Source organism: Microbacterium sp. zg.Y909 (assembly GCF_024626565.1).
This window is the reverse complement of sequence record NZ_JANJFJ010000010.1, coordinates 1-18879: the sequence shown is the minus strand read 5'-3', so window position 1 is coordinate 18879 and position 18879 is coordinate 1. Positions and strand designations below refer to the sequence as shown.

13 protein-coding genes and 1 tRNA gene are annotated in these 18879 nt (G+C 67.8%); 2 read left to right on the top strand and 12 right to left on the bottom strand.

Going from position 1 to position 18879, the window contains the following annotated elements; genetic code table 11:
- Nucleotides 1–502 precede the first annotated feature (502 nt).
- The 5 genes from NQ160_RS01960 to NQ160_RS01940 form a co-directional block, all read right to left on the bottom strand.
- Nucleotides 503–3058, bottom strand: coding sequence for a GIY-YIG nuclease family protein (locus NQ160_RS01960; RefSeq protein WP_257513556.1), 2556 nt, complete (start codon nucleotides 3056–3058; stop codon nucleotides 503–505).
- Nucleotides 3051–4655, bottom strand: a complete 1605-nt coding sequence (locus NQ160_RS01955; protein WP_257513555.1) for an Eco57I restriction-modification methylase domain-containing protein — start codon at nucleotides 4653–4655, stop codon at nucleotides 3051–3053. The genes NQ160_RS01960 and NQ160_RS01955 overlap by 8 nt, the downstream gene beginning before the upstream one ends.
- Entirely contained in the window at nucleotides 4652–6811 is a 2160-nt protein-coding gene (locus NQ160_RS01950) for a GmrSD restriction endonuclease domain-containing protein (protein ID WP_257513554.1), read from the bottom strand. The genes NQ160_RS01955 and NQ160_RS01950 overlap by 4 nt, the downstream gene beginning before the upstream one ends.
- Nucleotides 6808–7410, bottom strand: coding sequence for an SAM-dependent methyltransferase (locus NQ160_RS01945; RefSeq protein ID WP_257513553.1), 603 nt, complete (start codon nucleotides 7408–7410; stop codon nucleotides 6808–6810). Before NQ160_RS01945 ends, NQ160_RS01950 begins: the two co-directional genes overlap by 4 nt.
- Before the next feature lie 181 nt (nucleotides 7411–7591).
- Nucleotides 7592–7663: transfer RNA gene (locus tag NQ160_RS01940), tRNA-Arg, on the bottom strand.
- A gap of 172 nt (nucleotides 7664–7835) precedes the next feature.
- Between NQ160_RS01940 and NQ160_RS01935 the strand changes: the two genes are divergently transcribed.
- Entirely contained in the window at nucleotides 7836–8117 is a 282-nt protein-coding gene (locus NQ160_RS01935) for an iron-sulfur cluster biosynthesis family protein (RefSeq protein WP_257513552.1), read from the top strand.
- Between the two features lie 89 nt (nucleotides 8118–8206).
- Here the strand turns inward: NQ160_RS01935 and NQ160_RS01930 are convergent, their stop codons facing one another.
- From NQ160_RS01930 to NQ160_RS01905, 6 genes are all read right to left on the bottom strand, one after another.
- Nucleotides 8207–11620 carry an error-prone DNA polymerase gene (locus NQ160_RS01930; RefSeq protein ID WP_257513551.1) on the bottom strand — a complete coding sequence of 1138 codons (3414 nt, stop codon included), beginning with the start codon at nucleotides 11618–11620 and terminating at the stop codon, nucleotides 8207–8209.
- 30 nt (nucleotides 11621–11650) lie between these two features.
- Complete coding sequence (locus NQ160_RS01925; protein WP_257513550.1) at nucleotides 11651–13186, bottom strand: DNA polymerase Y family protein; 1536 nt, start codon at nucleotides 13184–13186, stop codon at nucleotides 11651–11653.
- Nucleotides 13183–13887, bottom strand: a complete 705-nt coding sequence (locus NQ160_RS01920) for a hypothetical protein (RefSeq protein ID WP_374113619.1) — start codon at nucleotides 13885–13887, stop codon at nucleotides 13183–13185. The genes NQ160_RS01925 and NQ160_RS01920 overlap by 4 nt, the downstream gene beginning before the upstream one ends.
- Nucleotides 13888–14177: 290 nt before the next feature.
- On the bottom strand, nucleotides 14178–14675 hold the full coding sequence (locus NQ160_RS01915) for an HNH endonuclease (RefSeq protein ID WP_257513549.1): 498 nt from the start codon (nucleotides 14673–14675) through the stop codon (nucleotides 14178–14180).
- Nucleotides 14676–14987: 312 nt separating this feature from the next.
- Nucleotides 14988–15779: a M23 family metallopeptidase gene (locus tag NQ160_RS01910; protein ID WP_257513548.1), complete on the bottom strand. Its 792-nt coding sequence runs from the start codon at nucleotides 15777–15779 to the stop codon at nucleotides 14988–14990.
- A gap of 362 nt (nucleotides 15780–16141) precedes the next feature.
- Nucleotides 16142–16843 carry a metal-dependent transcriptional regulator gene (locus tag NQ160_RS01905; RefSeq protein WP_257513547.1) on the bottom strand — a complete coding sequence of 234 codons (702 nt, stop codon included), beginning with the start codon at nucleotides 16841–16843 and terminating at the stop codon, nucleotides 16142–16144.
- Between the two features lie 108 nt (nucleotides 16844–16951).
- Between NQ160_RS01905 and serC the strand changes: the two genes are divergently transcribed.
- Entirely contained in the window at nucleotides 16952–18064 is a 1113-nt protein-coding gene (gene serC / locus NQ160_RS01900) for a phosphoserine transaminase (RefSeq protein ID WP_257513546.1), read from the top strand.
- A 120-nt stretch (nucleotides 18065–18184) separates the two neighbouring features.
- On the opposite strand, the gene NQ160_RS01895 is transcribed toward serC, so the two are convergent.
- Nucleotides 18185–18877 carry a DUF3027 domain-containing protein gene (locus NQ160_RS01895; RefSeq protein WP_257513545.1) on the bottom strand — a complete coding sequence of 231 codons (693 nt, stop codon included), beginning with the start codon at nucleotides 18875–18877 and terminating at the stop codon, nucleotides 18185–18187.
- Nucleotides 18878–18879 lie beyond the last annotated feature (2 nt).

Sequence of the window (18879 nt, the reverse complement as noted above, 5' to 3'; positions counted from 1 at the left end):
ATTCTTACAACATCCTGGGGCTTTGAGCACTAGTTTGGTGGTGACTTTGCCGGGCACAGCCACCGATTTTGGCTGCACATCCTCGCGCGGGTGGATCGACCGGGAACACCGAAGGATTGATTCGACAATTCGGTCCGAGTCGCCGAGTCACTGAGGCATACGCATAGGCGCCCGCGCAGGCGACCATTGCGGGCCTACGCGTGCGGCACCTAGCGAGAACGCTCAAAGAACCCCATCGAGCAACTGCCCGCGTCTCACGAACTGCTCGCACAGTTTTGGAACCGCTGGAAACGAGCTCGCCAGGCCCCTGGCCGAGTCCAGCGGCGACGACCAACCGGTTCTATGCCCAAGACTGTAGGGCGGGCATCGGGGGTCTCCAGCAGCCCCACTTCCGCTGGAGGACTACCACGGCATCAATGCCAAGATTCGCGACCGGCGAAGGGATCACCGCCCAGCTCCAGCCGAAGACGCGACGAAGCGTCATTAAAGACGCAACCAGGTTTCAGTTTGCTTCGACTGCGACCACCGTGTCGTACAGGCCATATCTCCGGACTCCCTTGTGGGACTCGATGCCGGTATACGAAAGCGACGCATCTTCGTAGCGCCGGAAGGCGAAGACGGCCTGGTTCATGTGCCCCGCGTTGAATACGCCGAGCGAGACCAGCAGGTTGAAATCCTCGACGGTGAGGCCTGTAACGGCTTTGAACAACTCTGGCTCGATCTTCGTGATCACGTCGTACAGCGTGTTCTCCCGATAGTCGGTGAGGTACATGAAGGCCGGGATGCGCGTCGCGAACTTGATCAGCTTCTCCTGGATCTGCTTTCGCTTAGACTTGTACTCCTTCTCCTCCGCGCTGAGTTCCTTCTTCTCGCCGGGGGTGATGTCGTCACCCCGCTCGGCCTTCGTCTTCTTCACCGCCTCACTCTTGTTGATAACGGTCTCGAATACGTTCGAGCCGAGGGCGCGGAAGCCCTCGATGTTCATCACTGCATCCATCGCGGCCTGCGAACCTAGGATCTTCCGCAACGTCGCGTTGTCGACGTTCACAAGGATCGCTGACTCCCACTTGCGCGCAAGCAACGTCGCCGAGGTGCCCGCCATGGCGATGTCCAGGATGCCCCCGGCATCCACCTGCGTCATGTTCGACCCGTCGTAGGCGAGCACAGGCAGAAACTTCACAAGCTCCTCGACCGCCTTCTCGGGATTGCGCTCCTCTGGTGCGAGTCCGACACCATACTCGCTCATCTGCCGAAGCGCGCGCGTGGGCGCAAAGTCGAATACGAAGCAAACGGGTTTAAGGATGTCGAGGCGCGACGGGTCATCGCCGTCGGGGTTCCGGATCGTCCACGGGGACTGCACCCGGAACGCTGCTTGAAAGTAGGTCTCGGGAGCCTGGAGATTCCGGAGCATGAGGATCGACGACCACTGCGGGACCGTCACCCCGGTCGTGAGCTTGCCGACCGTGAGAGTGATCGTCTTGGTGTCGAAACCGCTGCCTATGGCCTGACGCACAGGCGGCAACGCGTCCAGACCCACGCCGACGCCTGGAGCCGAGACGTTCACGACCTGGTAGTCATGCCAAAACGCGTTCTGTGGTTCGGCGAGCAGGTTAGCCATGGCGGCGCAGGATGCCGTGCGGGGCAACATCCAGATGGAGTGCTGTAAGTAAGGCAGAAGCCGCGCATCGGAGTATGGGAACGGCGGGCGCGTGCCCGCCTTTAGATAATCGACCTGCGTGGGCGCGTAGCTGCCGCGGATGATCTCGAGCCACTTCTGCACGTCGTCTTTGTGCACGAACTCGGCATCGGTGCCGGTTCCCTTAGCCTCGAAGAACGCGTTGAGGTCGAACTCGTCGAACTCGCCCTGACTAGCGATCGCGAGGATTTCCTCGGGCATCTGATAGGTCAGTAGCCTCATCTCGGGCAACGATGCGTAAGGACTGAGCTGATCCGGGTACTGTTCGGCGAAAGCCGCCTTGGCGCGCTGCTCGTCGGTGTACGTCCAGTTGAAGATCTGCTCCTCGATGAATCTCCCCTCCTTCAGCACTTTGAACGGCGTTCCTGAGAGGTACAGATAGGAGCGGGCTTTGATCGGCACGAAGGCGTCTTCATCCAGTCCCGTCTCTTCGAGGTTCTCCGCGAAGGTCTCGAGGTCTTTGCTGAACTCGTTCTCGGTCGCCTTCTTCTGCGCCTTGTCGTCTTCGCCTTCGAAGAGCTCCTTGGCGGCATCACGCCACGCGCCGAAGTGGTACTCGTCGAACACGACCAGGTCCCAGGTGAGTTCGGTCAGCCATGCGTGCTTGGCCTTGAAGTTGCCGGCCGCGTCGCGCCCCATGAGGTCTTGGAACGACCCGAAGAACACGAGTGGACGCTCCGGATCGACAGCCGCCGGGTCCCCGCCTGTCTTACGCGACAGGTACTGCCAGCCGTCGAAATCGACATGCGTCTTCAGATCGGTGTCCCACGCATCTTCGACCGCTGGCTTGAACGTCATCACGAGGATCCGCTTCGCACCCATCTGTCGTGCAAGCTGGTAGGTCGCGAAGGTCTTGCCGAAGCGCATCTTCGCGTTCCAGAGGAACTCGGGCACCGCGTCGGCGTCGTCTGCCCAGATGCTCGCGAAGTAATCGAGCGTTTTCTCGACGGCGGATGCCTGTTCCCTCCGCATACAGAAGGTCGCGTGATGCGTCCCCTCGTAGCGTTTGCCTGCGCGGAGTTCTGCGATTGCCGTGCGGACGTCGTCAGCGGTGCACCTAACCCACTCCCTGCTCGATTCAAAGACCACGTTCTCGAAGTTCTTCTCGACAAGGCGCCGTCGGACATCCGCGTCAGTGATGAGGCTGCCGTCGGGCCGCGCTGCAGGTTCGTCGACCTCTAGCGTGTAGTCGACGCGCGCCTGCCCCTGCGACTGCTTGATGCGAGCGTTAACGTCTTGGCTGGTCTGACCGATCTTCAGGCAGCCGCGCCACCGTCGCGCAACCTCGTTGGAGGACCACGCATACAGTCGAGGGCGGCGCTCGGGCTTCGCTGGGAGAAGCGAGCCTGCGGACCTAGTCATCGGTCGCCCCGTTGGCCACAACCATCGGTTTAATCTGCGTCTCGATAAACGTGATCTCTTCGTCAGTCAGCCCATACTTCACGTACAGTTCCTCGTCAGTCCAGTCCCTGGTTAGCAAGCGCGGCACCCAGGTGAATGTCCCCCGGCCCGTGTGCTGAGTAATCTTGCGGAGCGAAACTAGAAAGCGGAAGAACCGAGTCGCGTAGTAGTCCCTCATCCGCAGAGCCTCAGCCTCGGTCGCAAACGGCCCAATAGCCAGGTACGTCCCGGTGCAGACTTCCCCTGGCCCCGCGACGATGGGGCGGCCGACAATTTGGTGCGGCACCCCATCGCCTCCGTTGAACCCCTCCGGCGCAAAAACCTTCCACGCGTCGATCAACGTCGCGCCGCGCGTGACCTGCGACGGCGCGATGTAGCCGACTAGCCGCTTGCCCGGACGCACATAGTGGAGCACCAGATCACCGGGCCGCTTGTCGTGATGGAAATCCTTGAAGTCCGAATTGAAGGCGAACGGGCGCCAGGCGCTGACCAGGCTCGAAATCGACTCCTCTTTGAACGCAAGTACCTTGTGGAGGATCGCGACTGCAATCGAGTCGCGCACAAAGACGTCAAACTCATCCAGTACCCGTGGCGTCGGGCCAGCGACCTCTGCTCCGCGGACCTGCGTCACCATGGTTGGACCGTGGTAATTCTGGCTCCAGAGGAAGTAGCACACGCCCCCCTTAATCTCAGTGCCAACAAAAGCATCCGACGCGAGGGGGAAATCCACCAAAGCCGCGATCCGGTGGTCCCGAAGCATCTCTGCACGAAACTCGTCAAGTCCCCGCCCTCCCGCCATCCAGCGGCTGGGCATGATCATGCTCAGCAACCGTGGCTCGAGCTTTTTCGCTTGCTCCACGAAGCGGTGGTAAATCGGCATCGCGCTCGCACCTGCGCCGCCGTCGCTCAGCTGATAAGGGGGGTTTCCAATGATGACGTCGAACTGCACGTCGGCTCCAAACATTTGTCGCAACCTAGACGAAAGGTCGACAGCGTGGGTGAATGCGTAAGCGTGAGTCTCGAGCTCCTCTGAGCGCTCGTAGCTCGCCCGGTTGGCGGGGCAGTACGCACAGCGATCGCCCGCCCATGTGTGTTCAGTCCGTTCGAACCAGATGTTGCCCCATTCGCGTTCGAAGCTCCTCGCGATGGAGTGCTTGCCAGTGGCATCCTTCGAGCAGTAGACGCTCCGGCGTGCGAGCAGGGCGGTGAGTTTCGTGATACCGATGCCGTAGACCTGCTTAGTCAGAATGTGGTCCACGCGCTCCTGCAGGTCGGGAATCTTCGCCGCGAGCCCCTCAGCCAGGCGCGACGTAATCTCGCGCAAGAAGACGCCCGACTTCGTGAACGGGTCGAGGAACGTGACGTCGGGGTTCTGCCAGATCGAGGCTCCATCGTGGCTCTCGGCCCAAGCGTTCGCCACGCTGTCGAGCATCTGCTTCGCGAGCTCCGGCGGCGTGAAGACCTCGTCGTTCGACAGGTTCGCGATGCAGGTAAGCACGTCGGGGTTGTGTCCACGCAAGGCGAAGCTCGCTTTGCTCTCGAGCACGGGGGCGCTCATGCTGCCGCCCCGGCGACGTCGTCGGCTTCGTCGTCACCTTCCCCGTCACCGTCACCAAAGCTCGCGAGGTAGTCCGCCCGCACATCCGTCAATCGCCGGCCGGTGCCAGCTATGCCCCAGAACCACCAACCATTGACGGCGCCTTTGCCCGAGTAGGCGGCTCCGGCGGCAGCCGAGGGAGTGTCGTACGCCGTGTCGCCGATATAGAGGCGGCCGTCCTGCGACACAATCGCGGTCGCTCCTGACACCGCCTGCTGCCGGGGGACCAGCTCAGTGCCGGTGGCCAGCCAGCCGGCGTCGACAAGCTGCGCAACGTCGACGCTCGCCCGCGTGACGGGAGGTGGCGGTGGTACCTCCATTCCGATGTGGCCGGGCGGCGCCGGCCAGACGGTAAGGATCTGGTCGATCATCTGCTTCGTACGCGCAGCGATCGCCCGCTCATCCCACGGCCGGTCCCCCGCGAGAGCCAGCGCCTGCTTGGTGATGAGCACGTCGTCCGACGCGAGGAAGTGCGCCCGCTTCTGCTCCCACGAACCGTTTGAGATCCGGCTGTTGAGTGCCTGCGTGACGATGGTCAGGTTGCCCAGCTGATGTACGCGCCGATCTCGCTCGCGCTCTTCGTCCTCACTTAGGTCAGCTGCCCAGTGCGCTCGCCATTTCTGCGGCATGAGGTGCTCGATTGTGGCCTTGCCACGCACGATCGGTCCCATGGCGAGCGGATTAGCCCCCGGGTATCCGCGCTTGGCGTCTTCGATGGCCTCGAGCACCATGCGGACGCGACCGCGACGGTACTGTCCGTAGACGTTGGCCTCGGTGAGCGCTGCACGAACTTCGTCATCGCCCGGCCAATAGCCGAGGACCGTGTGATTGGCGACTAGGAAATCTTCGACGCCGCTTGTCAATTCGTCCTTCGGCCGGCGGCTTAGAACCCGGAGCATGTCGACGAGAAACCTGTTGGAACCCTGCGAAGGGGCCTTGACGAGCGCACGACGCACGAACCAGCTCTCCAGAAGGCTCAGGATGCGCGTCCGATCGGCGTCCGGCACGCCCGCTTGCTCAGGCTCATCCAGCCAAATCAAGAGTGGGCGGCTGATCTCAGAGTCCAGCGTTCCAACGCGGTAGCTAAATAGCTGCGCGCGGCTCAGCGGACCATTCGGGTTCTCAGATCCCTCAATGATCGTCCGGTATCGGTCGGCCGCCGCCTTGATCTGCGGCAAAAGCGCTGAAACATCCTTTTCCACGGTGTTGACGTAGTGCTTGAACTGGGTGAACACTTCGCGGATAGGGAAGTCCGTCAGTGTGCGCGCCACGAGCCACTGCCAGAGGAAGAGAGAGGCCCGTGGATTCTTGATGCGGCCGGATGTCACCTCGGTCTCCCACCAGGGAGTCTCGAAGTCGGCCCAGTAGGTGAGGTAGTCCTGCTCGGCATTCGTCGCATCGATCTGTTGGAAGATGTAATTCTTGATCAGATCCGCGGCCGAGAGCGGCGTTCCGCGTGCGTTCAGCGTCTCGAAAATCGCTTGTGCGTCCTCGTTCGCGTCCAAACGGATACTCGCGATCTCAAGCCGCTCGGTGATCGCCCCGACGAGAAGAGACGCTCTCTGCTCGGCGTCGTCTTCACCGAGCCACGTGTCAATCGCGTCGGAGAAGTAGAGGTGCGCGTCGCGCAAGCGAGAGGCTGGTAGGGAGGCGTATGTGATCGGGGGTGGCGCTGACATGACTGCCGCGAACGACGCACGATCCCGGTTGGTCGGCCACAGCTTGAAACGGTCTTCGCCCGCTTTGCGGAAGCTCTTGGGGTTTTCCACGAGAGGGAGGACCTGATCGGCGTAATCCCCAAGCCCGCGCCTTTCGAGCTGCGCATGCAAGGCGTCGAGGAGAAGCTGCAGTGTCGTCAGCCGCTGTTGACCGTCGATGACGTTCCACGTCGGTAGCGCACCAAGGCGGGCAGGAACCTGCTGGATGACGATCGCCCCGAGAAAGTGCGTCGCGTCCTGGTTGTGCCCCTCGATGACATCAATGAGACGCACGAGGTCTTCCCACAGTGGTTCCCACTGCTCTCGCTGCGACCAGACATAAGGCCGCTGGAACAGTGGGACCGTCAGCCGTGTGGGGTTATAGAACACGTCCTGGGGTTTGACGACCTCAGTCTTCACTCGGCGATCTCCTCTGCGAGCTGCGCGATGGTTATTGCTGGGTAAGTGCGTATCGGGGTGAAAATCTCGTGTTCTTCGAAGGCGTCGAAGAGCGTGCCAGATGCCGCGGACCGCTGAGTAAGCGCATCGAAACGAAAGTCACGACGCTGGTACTTGCCGCGTCCGAGGTAGCCCCATTCGGGGAAGACGATGGGGGCACCGGTGCTATCCGTCATCGCAAGCGCGTCACCTTGCACGATGTTCGCGGCTGCGACCACACGAGCGGCTCGGACCAGCGGATCCTCGGCTGTGAGCTTCAGCACGCTGGCAAGGGTCTCAGCGAGGTTGTTTCGACACTCGGCCGCGTTGTCGGGAAGCAACTCGATGCCGTAGATGCACATGATGCCAAACAAGGCGTAGTGGCGTCGCTCGAAGTCGCTCTTGCCATATCGCGCATGTACGACTGCAAGCTTGCGCTCGAGGACTGGTATGAGGAAGTTACCCGAGCCGCAGGCTGGCTCGAGGAACCGCGAGTCGATCCGCTCGGTCTCATCTTTGACCAGGTCAAGCATGTCCTCGACGAGCCAGCCTGGCGTGAACACCTCGCCGTGATCAGCCACTCGCTGACGCGACTTCACAAGCGGCTTATCACGCGACAACCTGTCCTCCAAATGCTTGCTTCGATCCTAACTCTCGGGTCTGACGCCCCCGCGCTCGTGGGAGCTGATCTTCGGGCCTCGGCTACGGCAACGTCGAACCTGCTAGCCGAGACCCCCGCAGCGCCTGCGGGACATCACAGAGTGCCCCTGGAGGGACTCGAACCCCCAACCGTTTGCTTAGGACGCAACTGCTCTTCCATTGAGCTACAGAGGCTGGCTGATCGATTCTAGCCGCGACCGGCCGGCATCCCCGGCCCGCCCCGAGCCGCGAGAGCCGAACCTCCGTATCCGGTGGGAGTCGGGTGCGAAGGTGCGTCGCGGGTTGCATCTGCGGTCCTTTCTCGGAATCGTGGCCGTCTTCGTCGCAATCCACGGAAGGGAGCATCATGCTCACACTCACCGAGAACGCCACCAGCGCCGTCAAGACGCTCACATCGCAGATCCCGACGGAAGAGGGCGGACTGCGCATCCGCGGTGCGGACCAGGCCGAGGCCGGCTTCGAGCTCGCCCTCGTGTCATCGCCCGAGCCCGAGGATGCCGTCATCGAGACCGACGGCGCCCGCGTCTTCGTCGAGCAGGCGGCCGCGCTGCCGCTGGACGACCGGGTGCTCGACGCCCAGATCGGCGAGGACGGATCGCTGAGCTTCGCCCTCGGCGTGCGCGCCTGACGCGCACCACGAGACACGACAGGCCCCGGGTTGCGACCCGGGGCCTGTCGTCGTGCCGGGCGGCGGCATGCGCCAGCGCCAGAACCTCGTCACCGGAAGTCCCGCGAGCGGTGCATCACCCCCACCCGCAGATCCTCGAAGGCATCCGCCACCAGGTTCGTCACGCCCTCCGGCGAGCGCTCCAGCAGCCCCCGCGCGATGAGGGCGGGCGCATCGCGCAGCACCCGCCGATAGCGGTTCCACACCCCCACCGAGCACACGATGTTCACCAGGCCGTGCTCGTCCTCGAGATTGAGGAACGTGACCCCGGATGCCGTCGCCGGCCGCTGCCGGTGCGTCACCAGCCCGGCGACTTCCACCCGGCGGCCGGTCTCATGCTCGCGCAGGTCGCCGGAGGTCAGCACCCCGCGGGCGTCGAGCTTCGCCCGGTAGTGGGCAAGCGGATGGTCGTCGGTGGAGATGCCGGTGGCCCACAGGTCCGCGGCGAGCACCTCGTAGCTGGTGGGGTCGGAGAACAGCGGCGGCTGCACGGCCACGAGGGTGCCGGGGAGGAACTCGGCCCGGTCCTGCGCGGCGGAGCCGGCGAGCCAGATCGCCTCGCGGCGACTGAGCCCGAAGCATCCGAACACCCCCGCTGTCGCCAGCGCCTCGAGCTGCGCGGCGGTCGCCCCGGTGCGCCGCACCAGGTCGCGCAGGTCACGGTACTCCCCCGACGCCTCGCGCTCGGCGACGATGCGCTGGGCGAGCGGCTGGCCGATGCCTTTGACCGCTGCGAGGCCGAGGCGTACGGCGAAGGCACCGTCGCGGCGGTGAGCGGCGGATTCGTCGGGGGCGGTGGGATAGAAGACGGGCACCGGGGGTTGCTTGCGGTCGGTGCAGGCATCCCGCCCCGTCGGGCGGCGTTTCGTCTCGCTTCGCTCGCTCAACGACCGGTCGGTGGGCTCTAGGGTCGCCTCCACGCCGGAGCGGTGCAGGTCGGGGCGGAGGACCTCGACGCCATGGCGGCGGGCGTCGGCGGTGAGGGTCGCGGGTGAGTAGAACCCCATCGGCTGCGCCCGCAGCAGCCCGGCGAGGAACGCCGCCGGGTAGTGCAGCTTCAGCCACGAGCTGGCATACACCAGCAGCGCGAACGACAGCGAATGGCTCTCGGCGAACCCGAAGTTCGCGAACGCCTGGATCTTCGCGTAGATGTCATCGGCGAGGTCCCCGGTGATGCCGTTCTCGGCCATGCCGGCGTAGAGCTTCTTCTTCAGCGAATCGATCCGCTCGATGCCGCGCTTGGAGCCCATCGCGCGGCGCAGCACATCGGCATCCGCTCCGCTGAGTCCCCCGACGGCCATGCCCATCTGCATGAGCTGCTCCTGGAAGACGGGAATGCCGAGGGTCCGCTCCAGCACCGGCTTGAGCTTGGGGTGCGGGTAGGTCACGGGCTCGTGCCCGAGCTTGCGCCGCACGTACGGGTGCACCGCCCCGCCCTGGATGGGACCGGGCCGGATCAGCGCGATCTCGATCACGAGGTCGTAGAACCGCCGCGGCTGCAGGCGGGGCAACAGGCCCATCTGCGCGCGGGATTCCACCTGGAACACCCCGATCGAATCGGCCCGGCACAGCATGTCGTAGACGCCCTGCTCCTCTTTGGGCAGGGTCGACAGCTCCCACCGCTCCCCCGTGGCATCCGCGATGAGATCGAAGCTGTACTGCAGGGCGGCGAGGATGCCGAGCCCCAGCAGGTCGAACTTCACCAGCCCCATCCACGCCGCGTCGTCCTTGTCCCACTGGATGACCGTGCGGTTCTCCATGCGCGCGTGCTCGATCGGCACCACTTCGCCCACGGGCCGGTCGGTCAGCACCATGCCGCCCGAGTGGATGCCGAGATGGCGCGGGGCCTTCAGCAGCTCGGTCGCATACTGCAGCACCCGGTCGGGGATGTCGTGCATCTCGGCGGCGGCATCGGCTTCGGGCAGCGGCCCCCAGTGCTCCACCTGCTTCGACCAGGCATCCTGCTGCCCCGGCGAGTGCCCGAGCGCCTTCGCCATGTCGCGCACGGCGTTCTTCGGCCGGTACTGGATGACGTTGGCCACCTGCGCCGCCCGCTCGCGCCCATAGGTCGCGTAGACCCACTGGATGATCTCCTCGCGCCGGTCGCTGTCGAAGTCGACGTCGATGTCGGGCTCCTCATCGCGCAGCGCCGAGAGGAACCGCTCGAACGGCAGGTCGTAGGCGATGGAATCCACCGCCGTGATGTCCAGCAGATAGCAGACGGCGCTGTTGGCGGCGGAGCCTCTCCCTTGGCAGAGGATGCCGCGGCGGCGCGCCTCTTGCACGATGCCATGGACGATGAGGAAGTACCCCGGGAAGTCCTTCTGCTCGATGACCCCGAGCTCCTTCTCGATGCGCGCCCGGTCGGCGTCGGTCGCGTCGGGGTACTTGCGGGGCACCGACTGCCACACCAGGTGCCGCAGCCACGTCATGGTGGTGTGCCCCTCGGGGACGGGCAGCTTCGGCAGCGCGGGCTTGGCCCGCCGCAGCGGAAAGGCCAGCTCGTCGGCCAGCTCGACGGTGCGGGCGATGGCGCCGGGGTAGCGGGCGAAGCGCTGCGCCATCTCGCGACCCGAGCGCAGGTGCGCGCCGGCGCCCGCGGGGAGCCACCCGTCGAGCTCGTCGAGGCTGCGGTTGGCGCGGACGGCCGCGACGGCGGCGGCGAGGTCGGCCCGCTCGGGGGCGGCATAGTGCACGTTGTTGCTGGCCAGCACCGGCAGGCCGCGCTCGGCGGCGAGGGATGCCAGTACGTCGTTGTCGCGGGAGTCGAGCGGGCTGCCGTGGTCGATGAGCTCGACATTGACGGCATCGGGGCCGAAGACGTCGACGAGCAGGTCGAGTTCGCGGGCGGCGCCGGCGGGTCCGTCGGCGGCGAGCGCGGCGCGGACGGCGCCCTTGCGGCATCCGGTCAGCACCGCCCAGTGGCCGTCGGCGCGGGCGGCGAGGTCGTGCAGGTCGTAGACGGGGCGGCCCTTCTCCCCACCGGCCAGCTGCGCGTGGGTGAGGGCGGCCGCGAGGCGGTGGTAGCCCTCCTCGCCGCGGGCGAGCACGAGCAGGTGCCGCCCGTGCGGGTCGGGCTCGCCGTTCTGCGGGCCGGGCAGCCCCAGTGACAGCTCGGCGCCGAACACGGTCTTGACGCTGCGGGCCTCGGCGGCCTCGGCGAACCGCACGATGCCGTAGAACCCGTCGTGGTCGGTGACGGCGAGGGCGTGCAGGCCCAGGCGTTCGGCCTCTTCGACGAGTTCCTCCGGGGAAGAGGCGCCGTCGAGGAACGAGAACGAGCTGTGGGCGTGCAGCTCGGCGTACGGCACGACGTCGTCGGGGCGCGCGATGGGCGGGGGTTTGTAGGCGCCGCGCTTGCGGGACCAGGCGGGGCTGTCGCCGCCGTCGGCGCCGGAGGGCTTGCGGCCGCTGAGCAGGCGCTCCATCTCGGACCACGACACCGAGGGGTTGTTGAAGCCCATCAGCGGGGGTCCGTCGTCTTCGGGCGGGGGTCAGTCATAGCGGCCCTCCGCCGACCAGTCACCGGCCTCGCACACCAGCAGCCACGCCGACTGCTCGGCATCCACCACCTGGAACCGGTGGGCCCGCCGCGCGCGAGCGGCATCCCACCCCCGCTCGCGCACCGGCCACGGCCCCGCCCACGCGTCGATGCGGCGGCGGCGTCCGTTCTCGACCAGCACCGCCGGCGGGGCGGTCAGCGCGTCGCGGTCGCCGACGGCCACCGCGTCACCGTCGGCGTCCACCACGGTCACCGGGCGCGGCGGGTCGAACACCGTCGACGGCAGCGGGTCGGGAAGGCTCCCCGGCCACGGCCGCTCGCGGGGCCGCGGCACCACCGGGCGGTCGCCCCACGGCACCAGCACCTGCCGCTCGCTCAGCCACCGTCCGCCGCCGACGACGGGGGTCACCACCCCGCGATGCCCCAGCATCGCCTGCACCCGCGACAGCGCATGGTGCACGCGCTCGTCGGGCCCGCCACCGAAGAGGGAGCGCACATGGTGCGCCGCGGCATCCACCGTCTCGGGAGCGATGCGCACCCGCGTGACGGCGCTGCGCAGCCCCGCCTCGCCCAGCTGCCAGCGCACCCGGTCGACCACCTCGCCGGCGGTGAACGCGCCGGGGTGCAGCCACACCCGTTCGCTGTTCTCGGCGCGGTCGCCGGTGATCTGCACCCGCAGCTCGGTGCACACGAGGTCGAGGGCGCCGAGCGCGCCGATGAACTCCTCGGCGGCGACGCGCATGGCGAAGGCCACCTGGTCGGCGATCTCGAGCGGCGGCTCGAACGCCACCTCGCGGTCGAGGTCCGGCGGCGGCGTGCGCGGCTGCACGGGACGGGAGTCGCGCCCCGCTGCGAGGGAGTGCAGGCGGATGCCGCGCTCCCCCAACCGCTCGCCGACGCGCTCGGCGGGGAGGGCGGCGAACTGCCCGAGGCTCTGCACACCCAGGCGCCCCAGCAGGTCGACGACGTCGGGCTCGTCGAGCACGGTGATGGGCAGCGGCGCGAGGAAGGCGGCGGACTCCCCCGCCGCCACGATGCGTACCGGCGCCTCGGCGAGGGTGCGGCGGGCGGCCTGCTCGGCGGTGAAGGGGCCGTCGGCGATGGCGATGCGGGCATCGGTCTCGCCCATCGCGTCGCGCAGGGTGTGGGCGGCGCGCTCCTCGCCGCCGTAATAGCGAGCCGGCCCCCGGGCGCGCAGCGCACACAGCCCCGCCCGCATGAGCTGCACCCCGGGGGCGAGCTCCTCGATGCGGGCGATGAGCGGGGCGAACACCCGCTGGTCGCGGGTGGGGTCGGCGTCGGCGACCGTCAGCTGCGGGCACCGGGCCTGCGCGTCGCGGCGGCGCTGGCCACGGCGCACCCCCTCGGCGCGGGCGGCGGCGGAACAGGCGACCACCGCCCCCTTGTCGAGCACGGCGACGGGCGCGGCGGCATCCACCCCCGCCTCACGGGCGAGGGCGACGACCGGCCAGTCCGGCAGCCACAGCACGAGGGTGCGGGGCACGGAGGCATCGGGCGCGGTGCTCATCCCGCCGCCCGGATCGGAAGCGGCATCGGAGCCGAGCGCGGCACCGGAGTGGATGCCGCGGCCACCTGCCCCGACGACGCCGGCAGCTGCACGCGCGCGCGGCGCGGCACCGGGGTGCGGCGGCTGCTGACGGTGACGGTGAGTTCGCGGGCGGCGAGGTAGCCGTAGCCGTCGCCGACCCCCGACCACACCGGGTCGCTGACGTCGATCATCGCCTCGGTCTGCGGCCAGGTGCCCTGCACCAGCAGCACCGCGCCGCGCTCGCGCAGGCGGGCGGCCAGCCGCGAGATGTCGGCATCCCGAGCGCGCGAAGGCGGGCGTACCGCCACCACCGGCAGCACCTCGGCGACGGCGGACGTGACCGCCAGCCACCGGGTGCCCGGCTCGGGGATCAGCACCAGCTTGTCGAGGTCGACCCCCACCCGCTCTGCCGCCTCGGCGCCGAACTCCGGCATGCCGACCACCCCGCACCACGAACCCGCCTGCGACGGCGGGGCCAGCAGTGCCGACAGCAGCGTGAGCGAGGGTCCGAGCGAATACGCCGACCCCGGTCGCAGCCCCCGCCCCGGGAGCAGGCCCGCGAGGGCCGGGTCGGCCGGCAGCACGGGGGCATCCATCCGCCGCCCCTGCACGCGCTCGAGCTGGGCGCGCAGACGCTGCACGTCTTCTGCCGCAGCCTGGTTCCGCACGATCGACCTCACCAACACAGACTAGAACGGATGTTCTAGATCATCAACGTCGTGGTCGAAGATACGCTCGGGTTCCGACATCGCTTCGGGGACCGCCCCGCGCAGGAGAAACCACTTTTCGGATGAGAAACACCGCAGTGCGTGGTTTCTCATCCGAAAACTGGTTTCTCACCCGGGAGGCGCCGGGGAACGAAGGGCGCGCCGGCGAGCGGATGCCGCAACCGGAGCGGATGCCGCAACCCGCGACCCCGCAACATCCCGGCCCCGCCACGCCCGGAACCCGCGACCCCGCAACCCCAGCCCTACGCGGCCAGCGCCAGGTACGGCTCCCACCGCGGGTCGGCGCGCTCGGTGCCGCGCACGGTCCACTGTGCGCCACGCGGGGCGCGGGGCACGAGGCGCAGCTCCCACCCGATCTCCTGCGGAGTGCGGTCGCCCTTGGTGTTGTTGCAGCGCACGCACGCGGCCACGAGGTTCTCCCACGAGTCAGCGCCCCCGCGCGAGCGCGGCAGCACGTGGTCGATGGTCGTCGCGGTCTTGCCGCAGTATCCGCAGCGGTGCGCGTCGCGGCGCAGCACGCCGCGGCGGGTCACCGGCACCGTGCGGGCCCCCGGCACCCGCACGTAGCGGGTCAGCAGGATGACGGCGGGGCGGTCATACGCCCCTCTCGCGGCCCAGACCGGGTCACCCTCGACGCGTTCGACGATGGTGGCCTTGTCGTTCATCACGAGCACCAGGGCCCGCTTGAAGGAGACCACGGCGAGCGGCTCGTAGCCGGCGTTCAGTACCAGTGTGCGCACAATCGATGTCCTCTCGAATGGCCGGGACGGATTCTCGGATATTCGACTCACGTGACGATCGATCGGCGGCGGCACGAAAAAGGGCATGAAAAAAGGCGCTGTCTACACAGACAGCGCCTGGGGCGCGACGGCAGAGCCGCAGCATCCGATCTCATGATGCCGAAGGGCGAACAGCCCGAGCACATCCGTGGTTCGGATGCGTCGCGTGTCGCCCATCGGCTTCCCTCCGCCTTCTCTCAGCGTCGGGATCAGGGTAACCCACCCACACCCCACCGGCGCCGGAGCGCGGATGAACGGCAGGTGCGCGTGTCGTCAGCCGGCGTTGGACTGCAGCCACGCCAGCGGGTCGATGTACGAACCGTTGACGGCGACCTCGAAGTGCAGGTGCGGGGCCGTGGCGTACCCGGTCTGGCCGACCTGTCCGATCAGCTGCCCGGCCTGCACGGTCTGGCCGGCCGAGACGACGCGGGTGCCGTAGGACATGTGGGCGTAGGTGGTGCTGACCTTCTGGCCGCCGACGACCGAGTCGATCATCACAACGGCGCCGTAGCTGCCGCCGCCGTCGGTCGAGGTGCGCACGACACCGGATGCCGCGGCGAAGATCGGCGTGCCGGTCCCCGTCATCATGTCGAAGCCCTTGTGGCCGGCGTATCCGCCGAACAGGTTGTAGCTCTGGTAGCTGAAGTCGGCGACCGGCCAGCGCACTTCGCCCGATCCGGCGGCCGTCATCGACAGGTCGACGGAGGCGACCGATCCGGTGCGGCGGGCGCTGGCGGCGGCGGCGGCGGTCGCGGCGGCGCGGGCGGCGGCGGCTTCGGCAGCGGCCTCTTCGGCCTTCTTCTTCTCGATCTCCTCGGGCGTCGTCGCCGAGTAGCTGTAGCGATCGAGGGCCTCGGGCGTCGCCTCGGAGGCGACGACGAGGGACTGCGCGTTGATGGCGGCGGCCTGGTGCAGCGTGACCGCTTCGGCCTGGTCGGCCGGGCGCGTGGTCGCGGCGTAGGCGGGCAGCGCGACGGTGGCGATGAGTCCGACGACCATGGCGACGATCGCAAAGCTGCGAGCGGGCTTCGCCTTCTCGCGACGGGCGAGCGGCGAGGCGGGCACCGTCGCCGCAGAACGGCGGCGAGCCAGCCGCGAAGCTGTCAGCGTGGAACCGAGGCGCGTCCGGCGCGTCGCGCTCGTGGGAGCGATCTCAGCGTCATCACGAGACGGATCAAGGTTTTCGGTCAAATCACCCTCCGGCGCCTCGGCGCCGGGTGGACGCTGGCTCGTCGGCAATCGGTGTCGGGGCACAGATTTGCGGGGTTTCCCTCGGGGACGACGAGCCGCAGAGGCGATCCCCGTGGTATCCGTTGGCGTGCTTCTCGCCGTTGGACCCTCCCGACGCTACCGCAAGATAACGAACATGTCACGCTCTGGTGGACAGGTGCCCGAACCTGCCTGCTGGGGAGGCGTCGCCGCGCCGCTCAACTGCGGTCGTCGACGAGGAAGATGTGCGACGCGACCTCGACCGGAAGCTCGAGCGCCTCGTCGTTGTCGTCCATCTGCACGAGCACATATCCCTCGTTGAACCGGAAGTCCCCGACGCCCCCGGGGACGACCCCGGCCAGCCGCAGCTGCATCAGCAGCTCGGGGTCGACCTGCGCGGGCTCGGCGAGGCGCCGCACGGTGCCGCGGATGGGCGCGTCGGCGGCATTGAGGCGCCGCACCAGACCCACCACGCCCTTGTCGAAGGTCGTGGCCGGCACGTCGCCCAGCTGGTCGAGACCGGGGATCGGGTTGCCGTACGGCGACTCGGTGGGGTGGCCGAGCAGCTCGATGAGGCGCCGCTCCACCTGCTCGCTCATCACGTGTTCCCAGCGGCAGGCCTCTTCGTGCACGTACGCCCAGTCCAGGCCGATGACGTCGCTGAGCAGCCGCTCCGCAAGGCGGTGCTTGCGCATGACGTCGACGGCCTTCTGCCGCCCGGCATCCGTCAGCTCCAGCCGCCGGTCCTCCGAGACGACGACGAGACCGTCGCGCTCCATGCGTCCGACGGTCTGCGACACGGTGGGGCCGGAGTGCCCGAGCCGCTCCGAAATACGTGCGCGCAGGGGGATGATGTCCTCCTCCTCGAGCTCGAGGATGGTGCGCAGGTACATCTCGGTCGTGTCGATCAGATCGGTCATCAAAGCCTCGATGTCAGGAGCGGTCGCAGCCCTTCCAGCCTATCGCCTGGCCGTCACACGGCTCCGGAGCGGCCGGGATGCCGTCGGCTACAGCCCTACAATCGGCACATGGCCCACGTGACGCTGCCCCGAGAGATCCTGCCCGTCGACGGTCGCTTCGGATGCGGCCCCTCGAAGGTGCGCGCCGACCAGATCGCTTCCCTCGTCGGCCCGGGACTGGCGATTCTCGGAACCTCCCACCGGCAGGCGCCGGTGAAGAGCCTCGTCGGCAGTGTGCGCGCCAACCTCGGTGAGGTGTTCCGCCTGCCCGACGGCTACGAGGTCATCATGGGCAACGGCGGCTCGACCGCCTTCTGGGATGCCGCCGCCTTCGGCCTCATCGAGAACCGCAGCCAGAACCTCGTCTTCGGCGAGTTCGGCGGCAAGTTCGCCGCCGCGGCCACCACCCCGTGGCTGCAGGCGCCCGACGTGCGCAAGGCCGAGCCCGGCACCCGGGCCGTCGCCGAGCCGGTCGAGGGAGTGGACGTCTACGCCTGGCCGCACAACGAGACCTCCACCGGTGTCATGGCGCCCGTTCAGCGCGTGCGCGGCGATGCCGGCGCGCTCACCGTGATCGACGCCACCAGCGCCGCGGGCGGCATCGACTGCTCGGTCAGCCAGGCCGACGTCTACTACTTCGCACCGCAGAAGAACCTCGGATCCGACGGCGGCCTGTGGTTCGCGTTCGTCTCCCCCGCCGCGATCGAGCGGATCGAGCGCATCGCGGCATCCGGTCGGTACATCCCCGAGTTCCTGAGCCTGAAGAACGCGCTGGACAACTCGCGCCTGAACCAGACGCTCAACACCCCCGCGCTGACGACGCTGTACCTGCTCGACAACCAGCTGGACTGGATCATCGGCAACGGCGGACTGCAGTGGGCCGACGCCCGCACGCGCGAGTCGTCGACGGCACTCTACGAGTGGGCCGAGGCGACGTCGTACACGACGCCCTTCGTCGCCGACCCCGCCGACCGCTCGCAGGTCGTCGTCACGATCGACTTCGACGACTCGGTGAATGCCGCAGAGGTCGCCAAGGTCCTGCGCGCCAACGGCATCGTCGACACCGAGCCCTACCGCAAGCTCGGCCGCAACCAGCTGCGCGTGGCGACGTTCGTCTCGATCGAGCCCGCCGACGTGCGCCAGCTCACCCGCTGCATCGAGATGGTCGTCGACAACCTCTGACCCGGAGGGCCCGGTCCCACCGGCATCTGCCTGGCTTCAGTCGTCGCGAACGTCCCCAACAACCCCGCCAACGGGGCCGTTTGCGACGACCGAATCGCTGGCGCCACCGGAGCTAGGGCTTCAGCTGACGGAATGGCCCTCGTCGTCGTCCGAGTCCTCGTCGTCCTCGTCGTCCGAGTCCTCGTCCGAGTCCTCGTCGTCGTCGTCCGAGTCCTCGTCGTCGTCGTCCGAGTCCTCGTCGTCGTCGTCGTCCGAGTCGTCGTCCGAGTCCTCGTCGTCCTCGTCCTCGTCGACAACCACGCTCTCGTCGAGCTCGTCGATGTCCACCCCGTCGAGGTCGCCGCCGTGCAGAATCGCCGAGCCGTCCTCGTCGAAGTCCGCGGCATCCAGGTCGTCTAGGTCGTCGACGTCGTCGTCCTCATCGGCGTCGCGTTCGTCGGCATCCTCGTCGGGCAGCTCGCCCGCTTCGAGGGCCGCCGCGGCCGCAGCCGCCTGCGCGGCCTGGTAGTCCGCCAGTCGCACCGCCCACGGCACCCACTCGGGGGCAAGCAGCGCACCGTCGCCGGGCAGCAGCTCGACCTCGAGCACGGTCGGATCGGAGCCTTCGACCACGGCGATGCTCACGGTCCAGAACCAGCCGGGGTAGCCCGGCATGCGGTTGTTGAAGCGCAGCGAGACGACGCCGCCCTCTTCGACCGTGTAGCCGGCGGCGTCGCCGATCGTGGCATCCGGCGTCACTTCGCGCAGGGCCGCGCGGGCGAGGTCGTGCGCGTGGAGCAGCCGCTCGTCGGCAGGCTCAGGCTTCGAAGTCATCG